At 71.5% G+C, this 15,749-nt stretch carries 15 protein-coding genes; 3 read left to right on the forward strand and 12 right to left on the reverse strand.

Features of this window, described 5'->3' with window-relative positions; translation table 11 throughout:
- Positions 1–149 precede the first annotated feature (149 nt).
- The 3 genes from ELY19_RS02225 to ELY19_RS02235 form a co-directional block, all read right to left on the reverse strand.
- Positions 150–980 (reverse strand): acyl-ACP desaturase, encoded by an 831-nt coding sequence (locus ELY19_RS02225; RefSeq protein WP_164711490.1) that lies wholly within the window; start codon positions 978–980, stop codon positions 150–152.
- A 90-nt stretch (positions 981–1,070) separates the two neighbouring features.
- The gene (gene glyA, locus ELY19_RS02230) at positions 1,071–2,369 is read right to left on the reverse strand and encodes a serine hydroxymethyltransferase (RefSeq protein ID WP_126194745.1); all 1,299 of its coding nucleotides are present in this window, start codon (positions 2,367–2,369) and stop codon (positions 1,071–1,073) included.
- Between the two features lie 9 nt (positions 2,370–2,378).
- Positions 2,379–3,590 carry a DUF885 domain-containing protein gene (locus ELY19_RS02235; protein WP_126194746.1) on the reverse strand — a complete coding sequence of 404 codons (1,212 nt, stop codon included), beginning with the start codon at positions 3,588–3,590 and terminating at the stop codon, positions 2,379–2,381.
- 45 nt (positions 3,591–3,635) lie between these two features.
- On the opposite strand from ELY19_RS02235, the gene coaA reads away from it, so the two are divergent.
- Together coaA and ELY19_RS02245 are read left to right on the forward strand one after the other, a co-directional pair.
- Positions 3,636–4,559 carry a type I pantothenate kinase gene (coaA, locus tag ELY19_RS02240; protein ID WP_126194747.1) on the forward strand — a complete coding sequence of 308 codons (924 nt, stop codon included), beginning with the start codon at positions 3,636–3,638 and terminating at the stop codon, positions 4,557–4,559.
- A 60-nt stretch (positions 4,560–4,619) separates the two neighbouring features.
- Entirely contained in the window at positions 4,620–5,231 is a 612-nt protein-coding gene (locus tag ELY19_RS02245) for a TetR/AcrR family transcriptional regulator (protein WP_126194748.1), read from the forward strand.
- Positions 5,232–5,271: 40 nt separating this feature from the next.
- On the opposite strand, the gene ELY19_RS02250 is transcribed toward ELY19_RS02245, so the two are convergent.
- The 6 genes from ELY19_RS02250 to ELY19_RS02275 all read right to left on the reverse strand — a co-directional run bounded on the left by ELY19_RS02250 (position 5,272) and on the right by ELY19_RS02275 (position 10,849).
- Positions 5,272–6,261 carry an oxygenase MpaB family protein gene (locus tag ELY19_RS02250; RefSeq protein ID WP_126194749.1) on the reverse strand — a complete coding sequence of 330 codons (990 nt, stop codon included), beginning with the start codon at positions 6,259–6,261 and terminating at the stop codon, positions 5,272–5,274.
- Positions 6,262–6,392: 131 nt separating this feature from the next.
- Positions 6,393–7,193: an isoprenyl transferase gene (locus tag ELY19_RS02255; protein ID WP_126198654.1), complete on the reverse strand. Its 801-nt coding sequence runs from the start codon at positions 7,191–7,193 to the stop codon at positions 6,393–6,395.
- A 72-nt stretch (positions 7,194–7,265) separates the two neighbouring features.
- Complete coding sequence (locus ELY19_RS02260; RefSeq protein WP_068524425.1) at positions 7,266–8,051, reverse strand: ABC transporter ATP-binding protein; 786 nt, start codon at positions 8,049–8,051, stop codon at positions 7,266–7,268.
- Positions 8,048–9,106: a taurine ABC transporter substrate-binding protein gene (locus ELY19_RS02265; RefSeq protein ID WP_126194750.1), complete on the reverse strand. Its 1,059-nt coding sequence runs from the start codon at positions 9,104–9,106 to the stop codon at positions 8,048–8,050. Before ELY19_RS02265 ends, ELY19_RS02260 begins: the two co-directional genes overlap by 4 nt.
- A complete protein-coding gene (locus ELY19_RS02270; protein ID WP_126194751.1) occupies positions 9,103–9,963 on the reverse strand; it encodes an ABC transporter permease in 861 nt (286 codons plus the stop codon). Before ELY19_RS02270 ends, ELY19_RS02265 begins: the two co-directional genes overlap by 4 nt.
- 130 nt (positions 9,964–10,093) lie before the next feature.
- The gene (locus tag ELY19_RS02275; protein WP_126194752.1) at positions 10,094–10,849 is read right to left on the reverse strand and encodes an SDR family NAD(P)-dependent oxidoreductase; all 756 of its coding nucleotides are present in this window, start codon (positions 10,847–10,849) and stop codon (positions 10,094–10,096) included.
- A 132-nt stretch (positions 10,850–10,981) separates the two neighbouring features.
- On the opposite strand from ELY19_RS02275, the gene ELY19_RS02280 reads away from it, so the two are divergent.
- Positions 10,982–11,917 (forward strand): DMT family transporter, encoded by a 936-nt coding sequence (locus tag ELY19_RS02280; protein ID WP_126194753.1) that lies wholly within the window; start codon positions 10,982–10,984, stop codon positions 11,915–11,917.
- Here the strand turns inward: ELY19_RS02280 and ELY19_RS02285 are convergent.
- The 3 genes from ELY19_RS02285 to ELY19_RS02295 all read right to left on the reverse strand — a co-directional run bounded on the left by ELY19_RS02285 (position 11,829) and on the right by ELY19_RS02295 (position 15,700).
- Positions 11,829–12,365, reverse strand: a complete 537-nt coding sequence (locus ELY19_RS02285) for a DinB family protein (RefSeq protein ID WP_126194754.1) — start codon at positions 12,363–12,365, stop codon at positions 11,829–11,831. The two genes, ELY19_RS02280 and ELY19_RS02285, sit on opposite strands and share 89 nt — an antisense overlap.
- A gap of 102 nt (positions 12,366–12,467) precedes the next feature.
- Positions 12,468–13,526 carry a 3-deoxy-7-phosphoheptulonate synthase gene (locus tag ELY19_RS02290; protein WP_126194755.1) on the reverse strand — a complete coding sequence of 353 codons (1,059 nt, stop codon included), beginning with the start codon at positions 13,524–13,526 and terminating at the stop codon, positions 12,468–12,470.
- Between the two features lie 191 nt (positions 13,527–13,717).
- Positions 13,718–15,700 carry a thioredoxin domain-containing protein gene (locus ELY19_RS02295; protein ID WP_126194756.1) on the reverse strand — a complete coding sequence of 661 codons (1,983 nt, stop codon included), beginning with the start codon at positions 15,698–15,700 and terminating at the stop codon, positions 13,718–13,720.
- Positions 15,701–15,749: the final 49 nt, after the last annotated feature.

Here is a 15,749-nt window from a genome sequence, read left to right on the forward strand (position 1 = left end):
GCGACGATGAGTCGAGTCACGGTTGGAACCTCCCGGGACGAACTGCTTCCCCGCAATCCGTCACCGCCAAACTAACGCCGAACGCGCCGCGCGGCCCGGAGGCTGCGCGGCGCGTTCGTGAACACTTCGTTACGGGCCGGGGACCGGTGTTACAGCGAGAGACCCCACGTCGCGAGGAGGCCGTTCAGGATCTCCCGATCCCGCTCCGGCGAGCTGATGCCGGCCTCGGTGACGATGCGGCGCGACTCGTCCAGGCCGTCGGCGGTCTCCGCGCCGATCGGCGACGTGACGCGGGCCTGGCCCAGCAGGGCGTCCTTGACGTGGCCCTCGTTGACGTCGAGCGCGACGGTCAGGAGCTCGGTCCAGTACTGCTGCTGCACACGATCGTCGTGGGCGACCTTGCGGAGCGTGGTGACAAGGCCGGCCGGAGTGCCCTCGGCCTTCTCCGCGTAGTCGGCGAGGCGGTCGAAGAAGTCGGCGGACAGCGCCTCGTGGGTGATCACCATGGCGATCTGCTCCGCGACGTGGATCTCCGCGCGGGTGCCCTCGTACTGGCGGTAGCCGCGGGTGACGGCCTCGAGCCGCCACATCTCCAGCTTCTCGACGTCGAAGGTGCGGCTGACCACGACGTGGTCGCGCAGCGCGATCCCGTGGCGGTTCTCCTCGGCGGTCCAGTGGCCGACGAACTTGCCCCAGTCCGAGTCGATGAGGTGGTGCTGCGCCAGCAGACGGTGGAAGGACGGCAGGTGGTCCTTGGTCAGCAGGCCGAGGACGAGGCCGTGCGCCACCACCGGGTCCACCTTCACGTCCTCGGGGGTGAAGTCCTCGCCACCCAGGAAGGCGTAGTTGCGGCCGTCGTCCCACGGGACGTAGTCGTGCGGCTGCCAAGCATCGCCCGCCTCGACGTAAGCCGCGCGGATGTCCGGCAGCGCCTTGTCGATGGCGAGCGTCAGGTCGTCCTCTGTAGTGCTGGAAGTCACCCGGACACTGTAAGGCAGCGCCCACCCGGCCTTCAAACCACGGTGACGACGACCCCCGCGTACACCCCGGGACGCCGCCGATAGCGCCGATCAGCGCGAGAGCAGGCCCCAGTCCTCGAGGCCCTCGTACAGCGGGACCTCGAGCGCCAGCGCGGACACGCGGGCGCGCAGCGCAGCGGTGTCGGCGGCCCTCCCCTGCGCGAGGGCGGTGCCGATGATGTCGGCGACCTCCGTGAACTCCTTCGCACCGAAGCCGCGGCTGGCCAGGGCGGCGGTGCCGATCCGCAGGCCGGAGGTGACCATCGGCGGGCGCGGGTCGAAGGGCACGGCGTTGCGGTTGACGGTGATGCCCACCTCGTGGAGGAGGTCCTCTGCCTGCTGGCCGTCGAGGTCACTGTTGCGGAGGTCGACGAGCACCAGGTGCACGTCGGTGCCGCCGGTCAGCACGGTGACGCCGGCATCGGCAACGTCCTTGCCGTTCAGGCGGTCGGCGAGGATCTTGGCACCGTCGAGCGTGCGCTGCTGCTTCTCCCGGAACTCCTCCGTGCCCGCGACCTTGAGCGCGACGGCCTTGGCCGCGATCACGTGCATGAGCGGGCCGCCCTGCTGGCCCGGGAAGACGGCGGAGTTGAGCTTCTTCGCCCACTCCTGCTTCGCCAGGATGATGCCGGAGCGGGGGCCGCCGAGGGTCTTGTGCACGGTGCTCGACACGACGTCGGCGTGCGGGACGGGGCTGGGGTGCAGGCCCGCGGCCACGAGGCCGGCGAAGTGCGCCATGTCGACCCACAGATGGGCGCCCACCTCGTCGGCGATGGAGCGGAAGGCGGCGAAGTCGAGGTGGCGCGGGTACGCGGACCAGCCGGCCACGATCACCTTCGGCTTGGTGTCGAGGGCGATCTTGCGCACCTCGTCCATGTCGACCCGGTGATCCTCCTTGGAGACGCCGTAGAAGACGTTCTCGTAGAGCTTGCCGGAGAAGTTCAGCCGCATGCCGTGGGTGAGGTGCCCGCCGTGCGCGAGATCGAGCCCCATGAGCGTCTCGCCCGGCTCCATGAGGGCCTGCAGCACGGCCGCGTTGGCCTGCGCGCCCGAGTGCGGCTGGACGTTGGCGAAGTCGGCGCCGAAGAGCTCCTTGGCGCGGTGGCGGGCGAGGTCCTCGACCACGTCGACGTACTCGCAGCCGCCGTAGTAGCGGCGACCCGGATAGCCCTCGGCGTACTTGTTGGTGAGCACGGAGCCCTGCGCCTGCAGCACCGCGCGCGGCACGAAGTTCTCCGAGGCGATCATCTCCAGCGTGTCGCGCTGCCGCGCGAGCTCGCCGTTCATGGCGGCCGCGACCTCGGGATCGAGTTCGGCCAGGGACGCGGAGTTCACGCTGGAATCGCTCATGCGCTCATCCTAAGCCGCGAGCTCCCGCCGCAGCGCAGACGGGGTGAGGGGCTCGTCGAGCAGCCTCCCGAACCGGTCCAGCCGGGCCGGGCCGGGATCGGCGCGGTCGAGCCAGGCACCGAGCAGCGCGTAGCCCTCGACGTACGTGCTGATGTACGCCCGCCACAGCGGCGAGCCGATGAACCGCAGGGACTGCCGCGCGCTGCGCTCGGCCATGAGGCCCCACCGCTGCAGGTACGCGGCCACGTCGTCCTCGCTCGCACCGCGGTCGTGCAGCAGGAGGGCAGCGTCCTGGCGCACGTGCAGCAGGCCCGACGATGCCGTCGCGATCCGCTCGGCGAGCTCCCCGTCGAAGGACAGGCCCAGGTCGGCGTAGATCTCCTGCGCCCAGCGGCCCCAGCCGGGGCCGATCGCAGCACCGAGCGCGTGGTCGGCCAGGCCCTCCGCCATGAGGCACTGCGGGGTGTTGACGAGGAAGATGGTCTGCTCCGGCTGGTTCTCCCCCGCGACGAGGAGCTGTTCCTTGCGGCAGTGCTCGGTGTGGTGCCCCGGGTAGGCCTCGTGCGCGATGAGGTGCGGCAGCGACGACAGGTACTGCGGGAGGTCGCCGTTCACGGCGACCCGCGAGCGGCAGTCGCCGAGGTAGTAGTTGAAGCCCGACCAGGGCTTGTCGTGCTCGATCTCGAACTGCACGGTCTCCGCCTCCGGCAGCGGGTACCGCGCGCGCACGACGTCCCGCAGCGCGCCGGCGAGTGCGTCCACGACCTCGGGCACCCGTTCGGCGGGGACCTGGAAGCGGTCGCGCTGCGCCTGCATCCGGGGCTGCAGCGGGCCGGAACCGGGCAGCACCTCGTCCAGCGCGGCGTGCGCCGCCTCGTAGTCGGCGGTCTCGCCCATGGCGATGTCGACGTCGAAGTACGCCTTCACCTCGTCGACGAAGCCGATCGGCGCACCGTCGAACGTGCGCGCCGAGCACTCCAGCGCGGCGATGTGCCCGGCGAGGAACTCCCGACGCTGCGGGGTGAGCGCGGTGTCGGCCTCGACGTCCCGCAACAGGGCGCGCGCCTCGGCCGCGAGCCGGGCCGGCTCGGGTGCGTCCTCCGCCTCCACGGCCCGACGGTGCGCGGGGTCGCCGAAGTAGGCATCCACGAAACCGGATTCGATGCGGTCGAACCGCAGGCCGAGCCGCAGGTAACGGTCGGTGACGCTCAGCTCCTCCATGCGTGCCAGACTAGAGGGCATGTCTGACGCGGTGAGCCTCGTCCGGTGAGCGAACCGAGCCCGTACATCGAGCTCGACCGCGCTCAGTGGCGCGAGCTCCGGCAGTCGACGCCCCTGTCGCTCACCGAGGAGGACCTCTCCGACCTGCGCGGCCTCGGTGAGCAGATCGACCTGGCCGAGGTCGCCGAGGTCTACCTCCCCGTCTCCCGTCTCATTCACCTGCAGGTGGCCGCGCGGCAGCGCCTCTACGCGGCGACCGCAACCTTCCTCGGCGAACAGCGGCACGACGCGCAGGTCCCCTTCGTGATCGGTGTCGCCGGCTCCGTCGCGGTCGGCAAGTCGACCACGGCCCGCGTGTTGCAGGCGCTGCTCGCCCGGTGGGACTCGCACCCGCGGGTGGACCTGGTGACCACCGACGGCTTCCTCCACCCGACCGCGGAGCTGGAGCGGCGGGGCATCATGCACCGCAAGGGCTTCCCCGAGTCGTACGACCGGCGCGCGCTGTTGCGCTTCGTGACCGCGGTGAAGTCGGGCGCGGAGGACGCGACCGCGCCGATGTACTCGCACCAGCTCTACGACATCGTGCCGGGGGAGTTCATCCACGTGCGCCGGCCCGACATCCTCATCGTCGAGGGGCTCAACGTGCTGCAGACGGGGCCGCGCCTGATGGTCTCGGACCTGTTCGACTTCTCCGTGTACGTGGACGCGCGGATCGAGGACATCGAGCGCTGGTACGTCGACCGCTTCCTGTCGATGCGCACCACGTCCTTCGCGGACCCGGCCTCGCACTTCCACCACTACGCCGGGCTCTCGGACACCGAGGCCCGCGACCGCGCCGAGGGCATCTGGGCCGGCATCAACCGCCCCAACCTGGTGCAGAACATCCTGCCCACGCGGCCGCGCGCGACCCTGGTGCTGCGCAAGGACTCCGATCACTCCATCAACCGGGTGCGGTTGCGCAAGCTCTGACCCCAGCTCGCGCGACGGTCAGCGCCCGCGGGCATCGCGCCCCGCCTACGATCGACATCCATGACCCGCCCCGGAGCCTCCCTGTCCGAGCTGCTGCTCAAGGCCGGCGCGCACGCCGACGTCAGCGACGCCGATGCGGGCGTCTACCGCGCGGCGTTGAAGGTGCTGGGAGCGAAGGGGACCCGACGGGCCACCGTCGAGGCGATCGCCGCCGAGTGCGGGGTGAGCCGGATGACGCTGTTCCGTCGGTTCGGGTCCAAGGACGACATCCTGGCCGCGGCGCTCGCCTGGTCGCTGGGGCGCCTCTTCGCGCAGACCACGGAGGTGGTCGCGACGACCCCGGACGTGGCCGAACGGATCGAGGAGGTGTTCGTGCTCTGCTGTCGCTTCGGCCGCTCCCTGCTGCCGACCTCGTCGCCGGAGGAGCGCGCCGCCCTGTTCGCCGACGAGCGACTCGATCCGGTCGGGCACGGCATCCGGTTCGTGACCGCCATCCTGGCGCAGGAGCAGGAGGCCGGCGTGGTCCCGGCGGGCGACACCGGGACCCGCGCCGATGCGCTGGTGCGGATCACCACCGCCTGCTTCGCGATCGCCCCCGCCCCCTTCGATCTCGAGAACGACGACGCCGCTCGCGCCTACGCGCGCACGGCACTCGTCCCCCTGGTCCGCTGACCCCAGCGCCGGACGCGGGGCCGCGTCCGGCGCGCCCGGATCAGCCGAACGGACACCCCGCGGCGGCGGCGCGACGGCGCTGAAAGGCCGTGAAGTCCGGCAGGTCCCGTCGCTTCATCGCGCGCAGGGCGCGGGCTTTGCCGCGGGCGTGGTACGCGAGCGGCGTGTACCCGACCCGCTCGGGGAGCACCCGGTACGCCTGCCGGATCGCCGTGGTGACACCGCGGTAGGCGAATTCCTCCCGGCGACTCCAGGTGACGCCGAGGATCTCGCGGATCTCGGGGCGCAGCACACCCGCCGTGAGGAGGTACACGGCGCGGTTGACGGAGACGCCCACGGGCTTGAGGGCCGGCTCGAGCGCGCGGAGGAACGGTCCCGCCTCCGGCGGGAGCGGCGGGTTGCCGTGGGCGAACTCGTCGAGGAATTCGAGCGCCCCGGGGTGTGCGACCAGCTTCGGGAGCATGTCCTCGTAGTACCGGGCGAAGGCTCCGGGCTCCCAGGGGACGGCACCGTCGGGCACCTGGACGATCGCGGCGATCTTGCGCGAGTCGTCGAAGAGTTCGAGTACCTCCGCGTCGGTGAGCGGCCGGCCGAGGCTCCGCGGCAGGGAATCGATCCCCGTGATCGTGCCGGTGGCGATCACCCAGCCGTAGGCCTCGGGGTTGAGGGCGCTGATGTGTTTGCCCTCGGCGTTGCGCATCTGCAGCGGTCGATGCTGGGCGCGCAGCCGGTAGCCCTCCTCGAGCGCGGCGTCCTCGCCGAAGTACCAGCGCTGCACCGAGTCCATGGAGCGGATGGCGCGGCCCACCGGATCGGTGTAGGCGACGCTGAACTCGCCCACGATGTCGCCGATCACGGGATGCATCAGCTGCATCACGAAGGCGGCGCCGTTGATCGGCAGGAAGGACCACTGCCCGGCGACGGTGCCGCTGATGCCCAACGGGTCCACGAACGGTGATTCCGGCCCGTACCGGTCGGGAACGCGGGTCGTGGTGTCGGTACGGATCTCGGACGTCGCGAGCTGGGTCATGTCCCGGCCTCCTCGGGTTGTTACGACTAATGATTCAATCGTAACAGCGAGTGGCGTGTGTCACCAGACTTCGGTGATAGGAAATGTGCGATCGCCCCTCACTCCGGCGATCGCGGCAGGTCACGCGGGCTCTACGCCCCGAACCGGCGGTGCCGGGCGGCGTAGTCGCGCAGCGCGCGCAGGAAATCGACGCGCCGGAACTCGGGCCAGTAGGCCTCCGTGAACCAGATCTCGCTGTACGCGCTCTGCCACAGCAGGAAGCCGGAGAGCCGCTGCTCCCCCGACGTGCGGATCACCAGGTCGGGGTCGGGCTGCCCCTTGGTGTAGAGGTGCTGGTCGATCCCGTCGACGGTGACCGCGTCCACCAGCTCCTGCCCGGACATCCCCTCGGCGAGCTCGCTGCGCAGCAGCGACTGCACCGCGTCGACGATCTCCTTGCGGCCGCCGTAGCCGACGGCCACGTTGACGTGGGTTCCCGTCCGCCCCGTGGTGCCCTCGGCGGCGGCGGTGAGCCGGCGCGCGGCGTCGGGCGGCAGCAGATCCATCGCGCCGACGATCTTCACGGACCAGTTCTTGTCCGGCCCGGAGATCTCCTCGACGACGTCGGTGATGATCTCCAGCAGCGCCGCGAGCTCGTCGGGGTCGCGGCGCAGGTTCTCGGTCGAGAGCAGGTAGATGGTGGCGAGTTCGATGCCGGCCTCGTCGCACCACTCGAGCATCTCGGCGATCTTCTTCGCGCCCATGCGGTAGCCGTGACTCACGTCGCTGAACCCGGCGGCGCGGGCCCAGCGGCGATTGCCGTCGCAGAGCACCGCGACGTGCCGCGGCCGCTGCGCGCCGTCGCGGTAGGCGGCGGTGAGCTCGTTCACCAGCCTCCGCTCGTAGAGCGCGTAGGCCGGCGAGAAGAGCTTGCGGGCCGGCCCGGTCGGCAGCGACACGGGCAGTCTGGGGGCACTCACCACGGTGGCAACACTACGCCGCGCGACCTGTGCTGCCGCTGAGGTTCAGCCGTGTGCTGCGTAGATCGCGGCGGCGAGCTCCGTACGCAGGGCTTGGAACTCGGGCGTTCCGGTCACCGACGGGTCGCGGACGGTGTCGGGTCCGTCGCCCGGCAGCTCGACCTTGCGGTCGATGACCACGCGGCCCGGCCGGGCGCTCATCACGAGAACGCGCGTGCTCAGGAAGACGGCCTCCTCGACGGAGTGCGTGATGAAGACGATGGTCTTGCCCGCCTCCCGCCAGATCTTGAGGAGGTCGACCTGCAGCCGCTCGCGGGTGAGCGCATCGAGCGCGCCGTACGGCTCGTCCATGAGCACGATGGCGGGATCGTTGACGAGCACCCGGGCGATCTGCGCGCGCTGCTGCATGCCGCCCGACAGCTCGTAGGGCCGCTTGTCGCCGAAGTCGCCGAGGCCCACGAGGTCGAGCAGCTTCTGCGCCTGCTCGCGCCGCTCGGCCTTGCCCACGCCGCTCACCTTGGGCCCGAACTCGACGTTGCCGCGCACCGTCAGCCACGGGTAGAGGGTGGGGGCCTGGAAGACCACGCCCCGGTCGGCCGACGGTGCCGTCACCCGCGCGCCGCCGACCTCCACGACGCCCTCCGTCGGGTCCTCGAAGCCGGCGATCAACCGGAGCAGGGTCGTCTTGCCGCAGCCCGACGGCCCGACGATGGAGACGAACTCGCCGGGCTCGATCGTGAGGTCGGTGGGCTGCAGCGCGACCGTCTGCCCGCTCGCGGTGTCGTAGGTCTTGCCGAGCCCGGTCAGCTCGACGCGTTCCGTGCCGGTCACTTCGTTCCCCCCTGTGCGGCGGCGGCGTAGACGCCGTCCGTGTAGTGCTGTGCCGGCCCCACGCCCTGCACCTGCCCCTGCTGGAGCAGGAATTCGGCGGTCCGCCGGATGTCGGCGCCGAGCTGCCCGCCGAGGTGATCGGGGCCGCCCTGGGTCTTCGCGTCGAAGTACGCGTAGCCCTTGATCTGGGTCAGCACCTGTTCCAGCGGCACGCCCAGCTGGCCCGCGATGTGCTCGGCGGCCTTGTTCGGATCGGTGTTGAGCAGGTTCGCGGCCCACCCCTGCGCGGCGGCCCACGCCTTGAGGAAGGCCGGGTTGTTCTTCACGAAGTCGCCCCGGGCGCCCTCGAGGTCGTAGGTCGGCGCTCCCTGCTCGGCGACCTGCGCGCTCGTGGTGAGCACCGTGCCGCCCAGTTGACTCAGGGTGGGTTCCCAGATGTAGGTGGCGTCGATCTGCCCGCCGCCCCAGGCGCCGTGGATGGCGTCCGGCGCCAGATTGATCACCTGCGCGTCGGTGACGCCGGCCTTGTCCAGGGCGGTGAGCAGGCTGTAATGCGCGGTCGACGCGAAGGGCACGGCGATCCGCTTGCCCCGGAGGTCGCCGACGGTCCTGATCGCCGGGTCCTTCGCGACCAGCGATTCCGCGGCCCCGATGCGGTCCTGGATCCAGATGACCTTCATGTCGATGTTGAGCGGCGCGCTGAGTGCCTTCGCGGCGGGCGCGCTGCCGAGCAGGCCCACGTCGAGGCTGTTCGCGCCGAAGGCCTGGATCACGTCGCCTCCGGAGGCGAACTTGCTCCACACGACGTTCACGTTGGGCAGGCAGGTCTTGAGCAGGCCCGTGTCCTTGACGACGAGGTCGCCGTTCGGGATCTCCTGCCAGCCGATCCGGACGGTGCCGCGCACCGTCGGGTCCGGGTCGACGGGGCACGCCGTCGTGCCGCCGAGGGAGCGGGACTGCTCGGCCCGGCCGGATTCGACGATGCAGCCGGTCAGGGTCAGGCCGACGGTGCCGACGACGAGCGCCGTGCGCGCGAGGCGCGTGAGGCGGTTCATGCCTTCCCCTTCCACGGGACGGCCAGCAGGCCGATCCACTTGATGAGCGAGTCCAGCAGCAGCGCGGTGACGCCGATGACGATGATGCAGGCGATGGTCAGCGGCGTGTTGAGCTGCTGGCCGGCGAGGTAGGCGAGGCCGCCGATGCCGGGGATGCCGTTGTTGAGCTCGGCCGCGACGACGGTGGTCCACGCGAAGCCGACGGCGATGCGGATGCCGTTGATGACCTCGGGCAGCGTCGCGGGGACGATGACGCCGCGGATGGTCTGCAGCCGGTTGGCGCCGAGCGCGCGGGCCGCGTTGATCTGATCCTGGCTGACACCCTGCACGCCGTTCACCGTGGAGATCGCGATGGCCGGGAAGGCGGCGAGGAAGAGCAGCCAGATCTTCGACGTGTCGCCGATGCCGAACCACACGATGAGCAGGCCGATGTAGCCCAGCGGCGGCAGCGCGCGCAGGAAGTTCAGGTAGGGCTCGATGATCGTGTTGACGGTCTTCGACGTGCCCATGGCGAAGCCGAGGAGCGGACCGACGATGATCGCCGCGCCGACACCGGCGAAGATCCGCTGCAAGCTGGCGACGAGGTGCTCCCACAGGAAGTAGTTCTGCTCGCCGAGCACCTCGCGCGGCACGCCGGGCGCCACCTGGTGCCAGGTGCTCGCGCGCACCGCCGCGTCCCAGACCGCCTTCGGCGTGGGCAGGAACGTCTCGTCGATCAGGCGCAGCCCGCTCACCAGCCACCACACGGCGACGAAGACGAGCAGCGCGATGATGCGGACGAGCCACGACCTGACCGCCAGCGGCAGCGGTTCGATGACGGCGTTCTTCACCCTCAGCAGCGGGGGCTCTCCGGCCATGTATTCCTCTCCGGCGCCCCAGTGGGCACACGAACAGGAAACTCTGTCAGGCGGCGATCCGCACCGGAACCGTTCGAATCGCGGTGATCGTTAGGTGCACCGGTGCACGGTCGCGGGGCATAGGGGTGGCTCAGACGTTCCTCCGGTGCACGTTGCGAGCGGCTACCTGGTCCCGGGGCATGATCTGCAGGGAGTCGATGTTGACGTGCGGCGGCCGCGTGACGGTCCAGGTCACGGCGTCGGCGATGTCGTCGGCGGTGAGGTTGTCGACGCCCTCGTAGATCTTGTCGGCCGCGGCCTTGTCGCCGCCGAGCCGGACCACGGAGAACTCCGTCTCCACGAGGCCCGGGTCGATCTCGATGACGCGGATCGGTTCGCCCTTGAGCTCCAGGCGCAGCACGCGGGTCACCGCGCGGGCGCCGTGCTTGGCCGCGTTGTAGCCCGCGCCGGTCTCGTAGGCCTCGAGCGCCGCGACGGAACCGATGGTCACGACGCTCGCGGCCGGCGAGTTCCGCAGCTTGGGCAGCAGCGCCTGGGTGACGCGCAGGATCGAGAGCACGTTGATGTCGTACATGCGGGACCAGTCGGCCTCGTCGGCGGTCTCGATGCGGTCCACGCCGAGCGCTCCGCCCGCGTTGTTGACGAGCACGTCGACCTTGTCGATCGCGTCGGTGAAGGCCTTCACCGAGTCGGCGTCGGAGACGTCGAGCGGCAGCGCGGTGACGATCCGCTCGGGGTGCTGGGCCTCGATGTCGGCTTTGAGCGCCTCCAGCCGCTCGACGCGGCGGGCGCCGATCACCACGTCGAACCCCGCGCGCACCAGGTGCCGCGCCGTGGCGGCCCCGATCCCGCTGCTCGCTCCGGTGACGACGGCGACTTCGGCCATGACTGCTCCTGCTCAACGACGGGACGATGGAACCTCACCGTATCCCCGCCCGAGACGCACCGTCGGACCGAGGGCGAGCGATCCGACCGATTCCCGCCAGCGGCCGCGCCGGCGCCGGGATGGAATCGACGGATGCGCGCCATCCCGTTGCAGTTCGCCGCCCTGTCCATCGCCTGGGGCTCGAGCTTCCTGTTCATCAAGGAGGGCCTCGCCGGCCTGTCCCCCGCCCAGGTCACCGCCGCCCGGATGACGATCGGCGCGCTCACGCTCGTCGTGGTCGCGGTCGTGGTGCGGGCGCCTCTCCTCCGCGACCCGCGGGCGGTGGCGCACATCGCGGTCGTCTCGGTCACGCTCTGCGTCGTGCCCTTCACGCTGTTCGGATGGGCGGAGCAGCGGATCGACTCCGGTCTCGCGAGCATCCTCAACGCCACCACGCCGCTGATGACGGTGCTCGTGACCTGTGCCGCGCTGCGGTCCGAACGGCCCGGCCGCCATCAGCTGATCGGCCTCGGGGTCGGCTTCGCGGGGGTCGTCGTGGTGCTGGCGCCCTCGATCTCGCACGGTGCCGCGTCGATCTCCGGGCAACTCGCCTGCCTGGCGGCGACCGCGAGCTACGGCGTCGCCTTCGTGTACCTGCGACGGTTCGTGACCCCGCTCGCGCTGCCCGCACCGTCGGTCGCGCTGTACCAGGTGGGGATCGGCGCCGTGCTCATCGACACCTGGGCGCTGACGGCCGACCCGCACGCCGCGGCCTGGACGCCGCGGGTGGTGCTGTCGATGCTGGCGCTCGGGGCCCTCGGGGCGGGCCTGGCCTACCTGTGGAACACGAACATCGTCGCGGCCTGGGGCGCCGCCGCGGCGGCGTCGGTGACCTACCTGACGCCCGTCGTGGGTGTCGCCCTGGGCGTCGCGGTGCTCGGTGAGCGGCCCACGTGGAACCAGCCACTGGGCGGGCTGATCGTGCTCGCCGGGATCGTCCTCAGCCGACGGGCCGCGGATCCAGCCGCACGTCCACGCGATGATGCTCGAGGTCGTGCAGGGCGTAGACCGCAAAGGACTCGACCGTGAACGCGGAGCCGTTGGAGCGCAGGCCCGTCCGCGTCCATTCGTCGCCGGCGACCGCGCGGTACGCGTGCGCGAACGCCGTCGCCGCGTCCGCCAGCTCACCGGCGACGGTAGCGGGATCCTGCTCGCCGTAGGCGTCCTCGACGGCGGTGACGTCCTGGTCCCAGTTCGCGAAGGTGGCGCCGTCCCGCCCCAGCATCAGCTCGAGGCGCTCGCGCATGATGCGGTGCACGTCGCGCACGTGGCAGCCGTATTCGAGCACCGACCACGTCCGCTCGTCGGGCCGTTCCCGTGCGTCCGGGCGCGCGAGCGCCCGGTCCCAACCGGCGGCCGACCGCGCGATGCGGTCGCCGACGTCGTCGCGGCGGACCGTCGAGGGGTCGAATCCGCAGGCCGGGCAGGCCCGCTCGATGACCCACGTCCAGTCCTTGGTGTCCGGTGTAATCGCCACACCACGAATCTACTGCGTTGCTCACGATGTCGGGTTCTGCGCGGGTGCACGTGCTGCTGCGCACGTGCACCGCGCGAGAACTCGACATCGTGAGCCATCCGCTCAGCGCAGCGCGGCCGCGAGATCGTGCAGCACCGAGTCGGTGGTACCGAAGTCCATGCACTTGTCGGTGACGGACTGGCCGTAGACCAGCGGGCCGGGACCGGGCTGCTGCGCGCCGGCGACGAGGAAGGACTCGAGCATGACGCCGGAGATCCCCTTCTCCCCCGCGGCGAGGCGGCCTGCGATCTCCCGCGCGACCTCGGCCTGGCGGACGTGGTCCTTGCCTGAGTTGGCGTGGGAACAGTCCACCATCACCGACGGCGCGAGGCCCGCCTTCTCCAGCGCGCCGACCGCCGCACCCACGGCGGCGGCGTCGAAGTTCGGACCGCCGCGGCCACCGCGCAGGATGACGTGGCAGTTGTCGTTGCCGACGGTCTCCACCACGGCGGCGGCGCCCTCGTCGTCGGTGCCGAAGAAGACGTGCCGGGCCGCGGCGGCCTGCACCCCGTCGATCGCGACGGAGACGTTCCCGTCGGTCGCGTTCTTGAAGCCGATCGGCATCGACAGCCCGGAGGCGAGCTGGCGGTGCACCTGCGACTCGGTGGTGCGCGCGCCGATCGCGCCCCAGGCGACGGTGTCGGCGATGTACTGCGGGCTCGTCGGCTCGAGGAACTCGCAGCCCACGGGCAGCCCGATCTCCAGGATGTCGAGGAGCAGCTGGCGGGCGGTGCGCAGGCCGCGCGGCACGTCGTAGCTCTCGTCCATGCCCGGGTCGTTGATGAGGCCCTTCCATCCGACGGTGGTGCGCGGCTTCTCGAAGTACACGCGCATCACGACGAGCAGTTCGTCGGCGAGCTCGTCCGCGATGGGCCCCAGCCGCCGGGCGTAGTCGAGCGCGGCCTCGGGATCGTGCACGGAGCAGGGGCCCACGACGACGAGGAGTCGCTGGTCACGGCCGGCGATGACGTCGGCGACCGCGGCGCGGTCGGCCTCGACCTGAGCGGCCAGTCGGGGCGCGAGGGGCAGCTCGTCGCGCAGCTCCGCGGGCGAGGGGATCGCGTGGAACGCCGAGACCCGCCGGTTCGATGTGGACGCCGGTGTGTCGAGCTCGATGGTCATGTCAACCTTCCTGGTGGCGGCACCAGAACCCTTCCGGTGCCATAGAAAAAGGCAGCGAGTGATCTCGCTGCCTTCGGCTCCGGGTTCGTACGGGGGGTTTATCCGCGCATGCGCGCATCACCGCCGGCTCCACCCGGAGCCTCGGTAAAGCGCCAATACGCGTTCATACCCACGAGGCGAACATAGCACAGCTACCGCGCGATCTCTGTGGCGAGCGTCTCACCGTCGGTGACGGGCAGGGAGCAGACGGTGCCGCGGCAGACGTAGGCGGCGGCCCGCCCGTCCACCGGTCCGCGCCCCTCGAGCAGGGGCTGCGAGTCCTTCGCACCCACGACGACGACGGCTCCCCCGGGTGCCAGCCGGCGCGCCTCGGCGGCGAGCGCGGCGGCACCGGCACCGTCGGCGACGGCGATCTGCAGGCCCGCGGCGGCCTGCTCGGCGACGGCGAGGTGATGGCCCGCGCCGCGCGGCACCCGGCGGATCAGCTCTCCCGAGCGGGCCCGGGTCGCCGCGGCGAGCGGGGCGTACCGCTCCCCGAGGAGCGCCTCGGCGTAGGTGAGCGCTTCGGCGATGAGGCTCGCGCCGGCGGGGGTGGCGCCGTCCGCGGGATCACGGGGGCGGGTGAGGAGCGTCTCGCCGTCCGACGGTGCGTCGTACCAGCTCCCGTCCGCCGCGGGGTCGGCGAAGCGCGCGGTCGCGGCGTCGAGAATCGTGGCTGCCGCTGCGGCCCAGTCGGTCTCGGCGGCGGATGCGTCGGCGTGCTGCGCCAGCGCGAGCAGCCCGGTGACGAGGGCGGCGTAGTCCTCCAGCATCCCGTCGGCCTCGCCGACGGCGCCGCCGAGCGAGCTGCGGCGCAGTCGCGCACCGTCCCAATGGGTTCCGAGGACGTATTCCGCGACGGCCGCCGCCTCGGCGACGCGACCCGCCTCGGCGAGTGCGGTGATCGCGAGGCCGTTCCACACGGTGACCACCTTGTCGTCGCGGCCGGGCTGCGGGCGCTGCGTGCGGGCGTCGTAGAGCCGGCGCCGCACATCGGCGAGGCGCACCGGGTCGGGTTCGCCGTGCAGTTGCAGCGTGGAGGTGCCGTGCTCGAAGGTGCCGCCCGGCGTGACGGCGAAGACCTCGGCGGCCCAGGCCCCGTCGGCGTCGCCGAGCACCTCCACGAGCTGCGCCGGCGTCCACACGTAGGTGGCCCCCTCGACGCCGTGGCCGTCCACGACGGTGTCGGCGTCGAGCGAGGAGGCGAGCCCGCCGCCGTCGACGCCGAGGTCGCGGACCAGGAAGTCGGCGGTCTCGTCGGCCACCCGCAGCGCCAGCGGCGAGCCGGTGCGCCGGCCCAGGTGCGCGTAGAAGCGGAGCAGCAGGGCGTTGTCGTACAACATCTTCTCGAAGTGCGGAACCACCCAGTCGGCGTCCACGGCGTAGCGGGCGAAGCCGCCGGCCAGCTGGTCGTAGATGCCGCCGCGGGCCATCGCCTCAGCGCACCGTACTGCCACGCCGTAGGACGCGGGGTCGCCCGTGCGCTCGTGGTGCCGCAGCAGCGCCTCGACGGTGGCCGACGGCGGGAACTTCGGGGCGCGGCCGAAGCCGCCCGACGGATCCTCGTCGGCGCAGATCGCACGCACCGCCCCGGTGAGGTCGTCGGCGGAGGGGGCGGCACCGTCGGGCAGGCCGGCGGAGGCCTGCCGCAGGTGCTCGGCCACCTGCGCGGAGACGCGGCCGACCTCGTCGCGGCGGTCGCGCCAGGTGGCGGTGATGGCCTCGAGGAGCTGCGGGAAGCTCGCCTGGCCGTTCCGGGGCTCGGGCGGGTAGTACGTGCCGCAGTAGAACGGCTCGCCCGACGGGGTGAGGAAACACGTCATCGGCCAGCCGCCCTGCCCGGTCATGGCGACGGTCGCGTTCATGTAGATCGCGTCGAGGTCGGGGCGCTCCTCGCGGTCGACCTTGATGCAGACGAAGCCGGCGTTCATCTGGGCCGCGATCGCCTCGTTCTCGAAGGACTCGTGCGCCATGACGTGACACCAGTGGCACGCGGCGTAGCCGATGGACAGCAGGATCGGCACATCCCGCTCGACCGCCTCCGCCAGCGCGGCCTCGCTCCACTCCTGCCAGTGCACCGGGTTGTCCGCGTGCTGGCGCAGGTAGGGGCTGGTGGACGCGCCGAGACGGTTCATGTCCCCATCCTGCCTCAGACCACCGACACGGCGCGTGGCCGACGAGCGG

The organism is Tsukamurella paurometabola (assembly GCF_900631615.1).
Taxonomy (GTDB): Bacteria; Actinomycetota; Actinomycetes; order Mycobacteriales; family Mycobacteriaceae; genus Tsukamurella; species Tsukamurella paurometabola_A.

What these genes read in the sequence shown, in the direction of transcription:
- glyA (WP_126194745.1), bottom strand. Translation starts at nt 2,369, where the DNA reads ATGAGCGATTCCAGCGTGAACTCCGCGTCCCTGGCCGAACTCGATCCC.
- ELY19_RS02235 (WP_126194746.1), bottom strand. Translation starts at nt 3,590, where the DNA reads ATGGAGGAGCTGAGCGTCACCGACCGTTACCTGCGGCTCGGCCTGCGG.
- ELY19_RS02245 (WP_126194748.1), top strand. Translation starts at nt 4,620, where the DNA reads ATGACCCGCCCCGGAGCCTCCCTGTCCGAGCTGCTGCTCAAGGCCGGC.
- ELY19_RS02250 (WP_126194749.1), bottom strand. Translation starts at nt 6,261, where the DNA reads ATGACCCAGCTCGCGACGTCCGAGATCCGTACCGACACCACGACCCGC.
- ELY19_RS02265 (WP_126194750.1), bottom strand. Translation starts at nt 9,106, where the DNA reads ATGAACCGCCTCACGCGCCTCGCGCGCACGGCGCTCGTCGTCGGCACC.
- ELY19_RS02270 (WP_126194751.1), bottom strand. Translation starts at nt 9,963, where the DNA reads ATGGCCGGAGAGCCCCCGCTGCTGAGGGTGAAGAACGCCGTCATCGAA.
- ELY19_RS02275 (WP_126194752.1), bottom strand. Translation starts at nt 10,849, where the DNA reads ATGGCCGAAGTCGCCGTCGTCACCGGAGCGAGCAGCGGGATCGGGGCC.
- ELY19_RS02280 (WP_126194753.1), top strand. Translation starts at nt 10,982, where the DNA reads ATGCGCGCCATCCCGTTGCAGTTCGCCGCCCTGTCCATCGCCTGGGGC.
- ELY19_RS02290 (WP_126194755.1), bottom strand. Translation starts at nt 13,526, where the DNA reads ATGACCATCGAGCTCGACACACCGGCGTCCACATCGAACCGGCGGGTC.
- ELY19_RS02295 (WP_126194756.1), bottom strand. Translation starts at nt 15,700, where the DNA reads ATGAACCGTCTCGGCGCGTCCACCAGCCCCTACCTGCGCCAGCACGCG.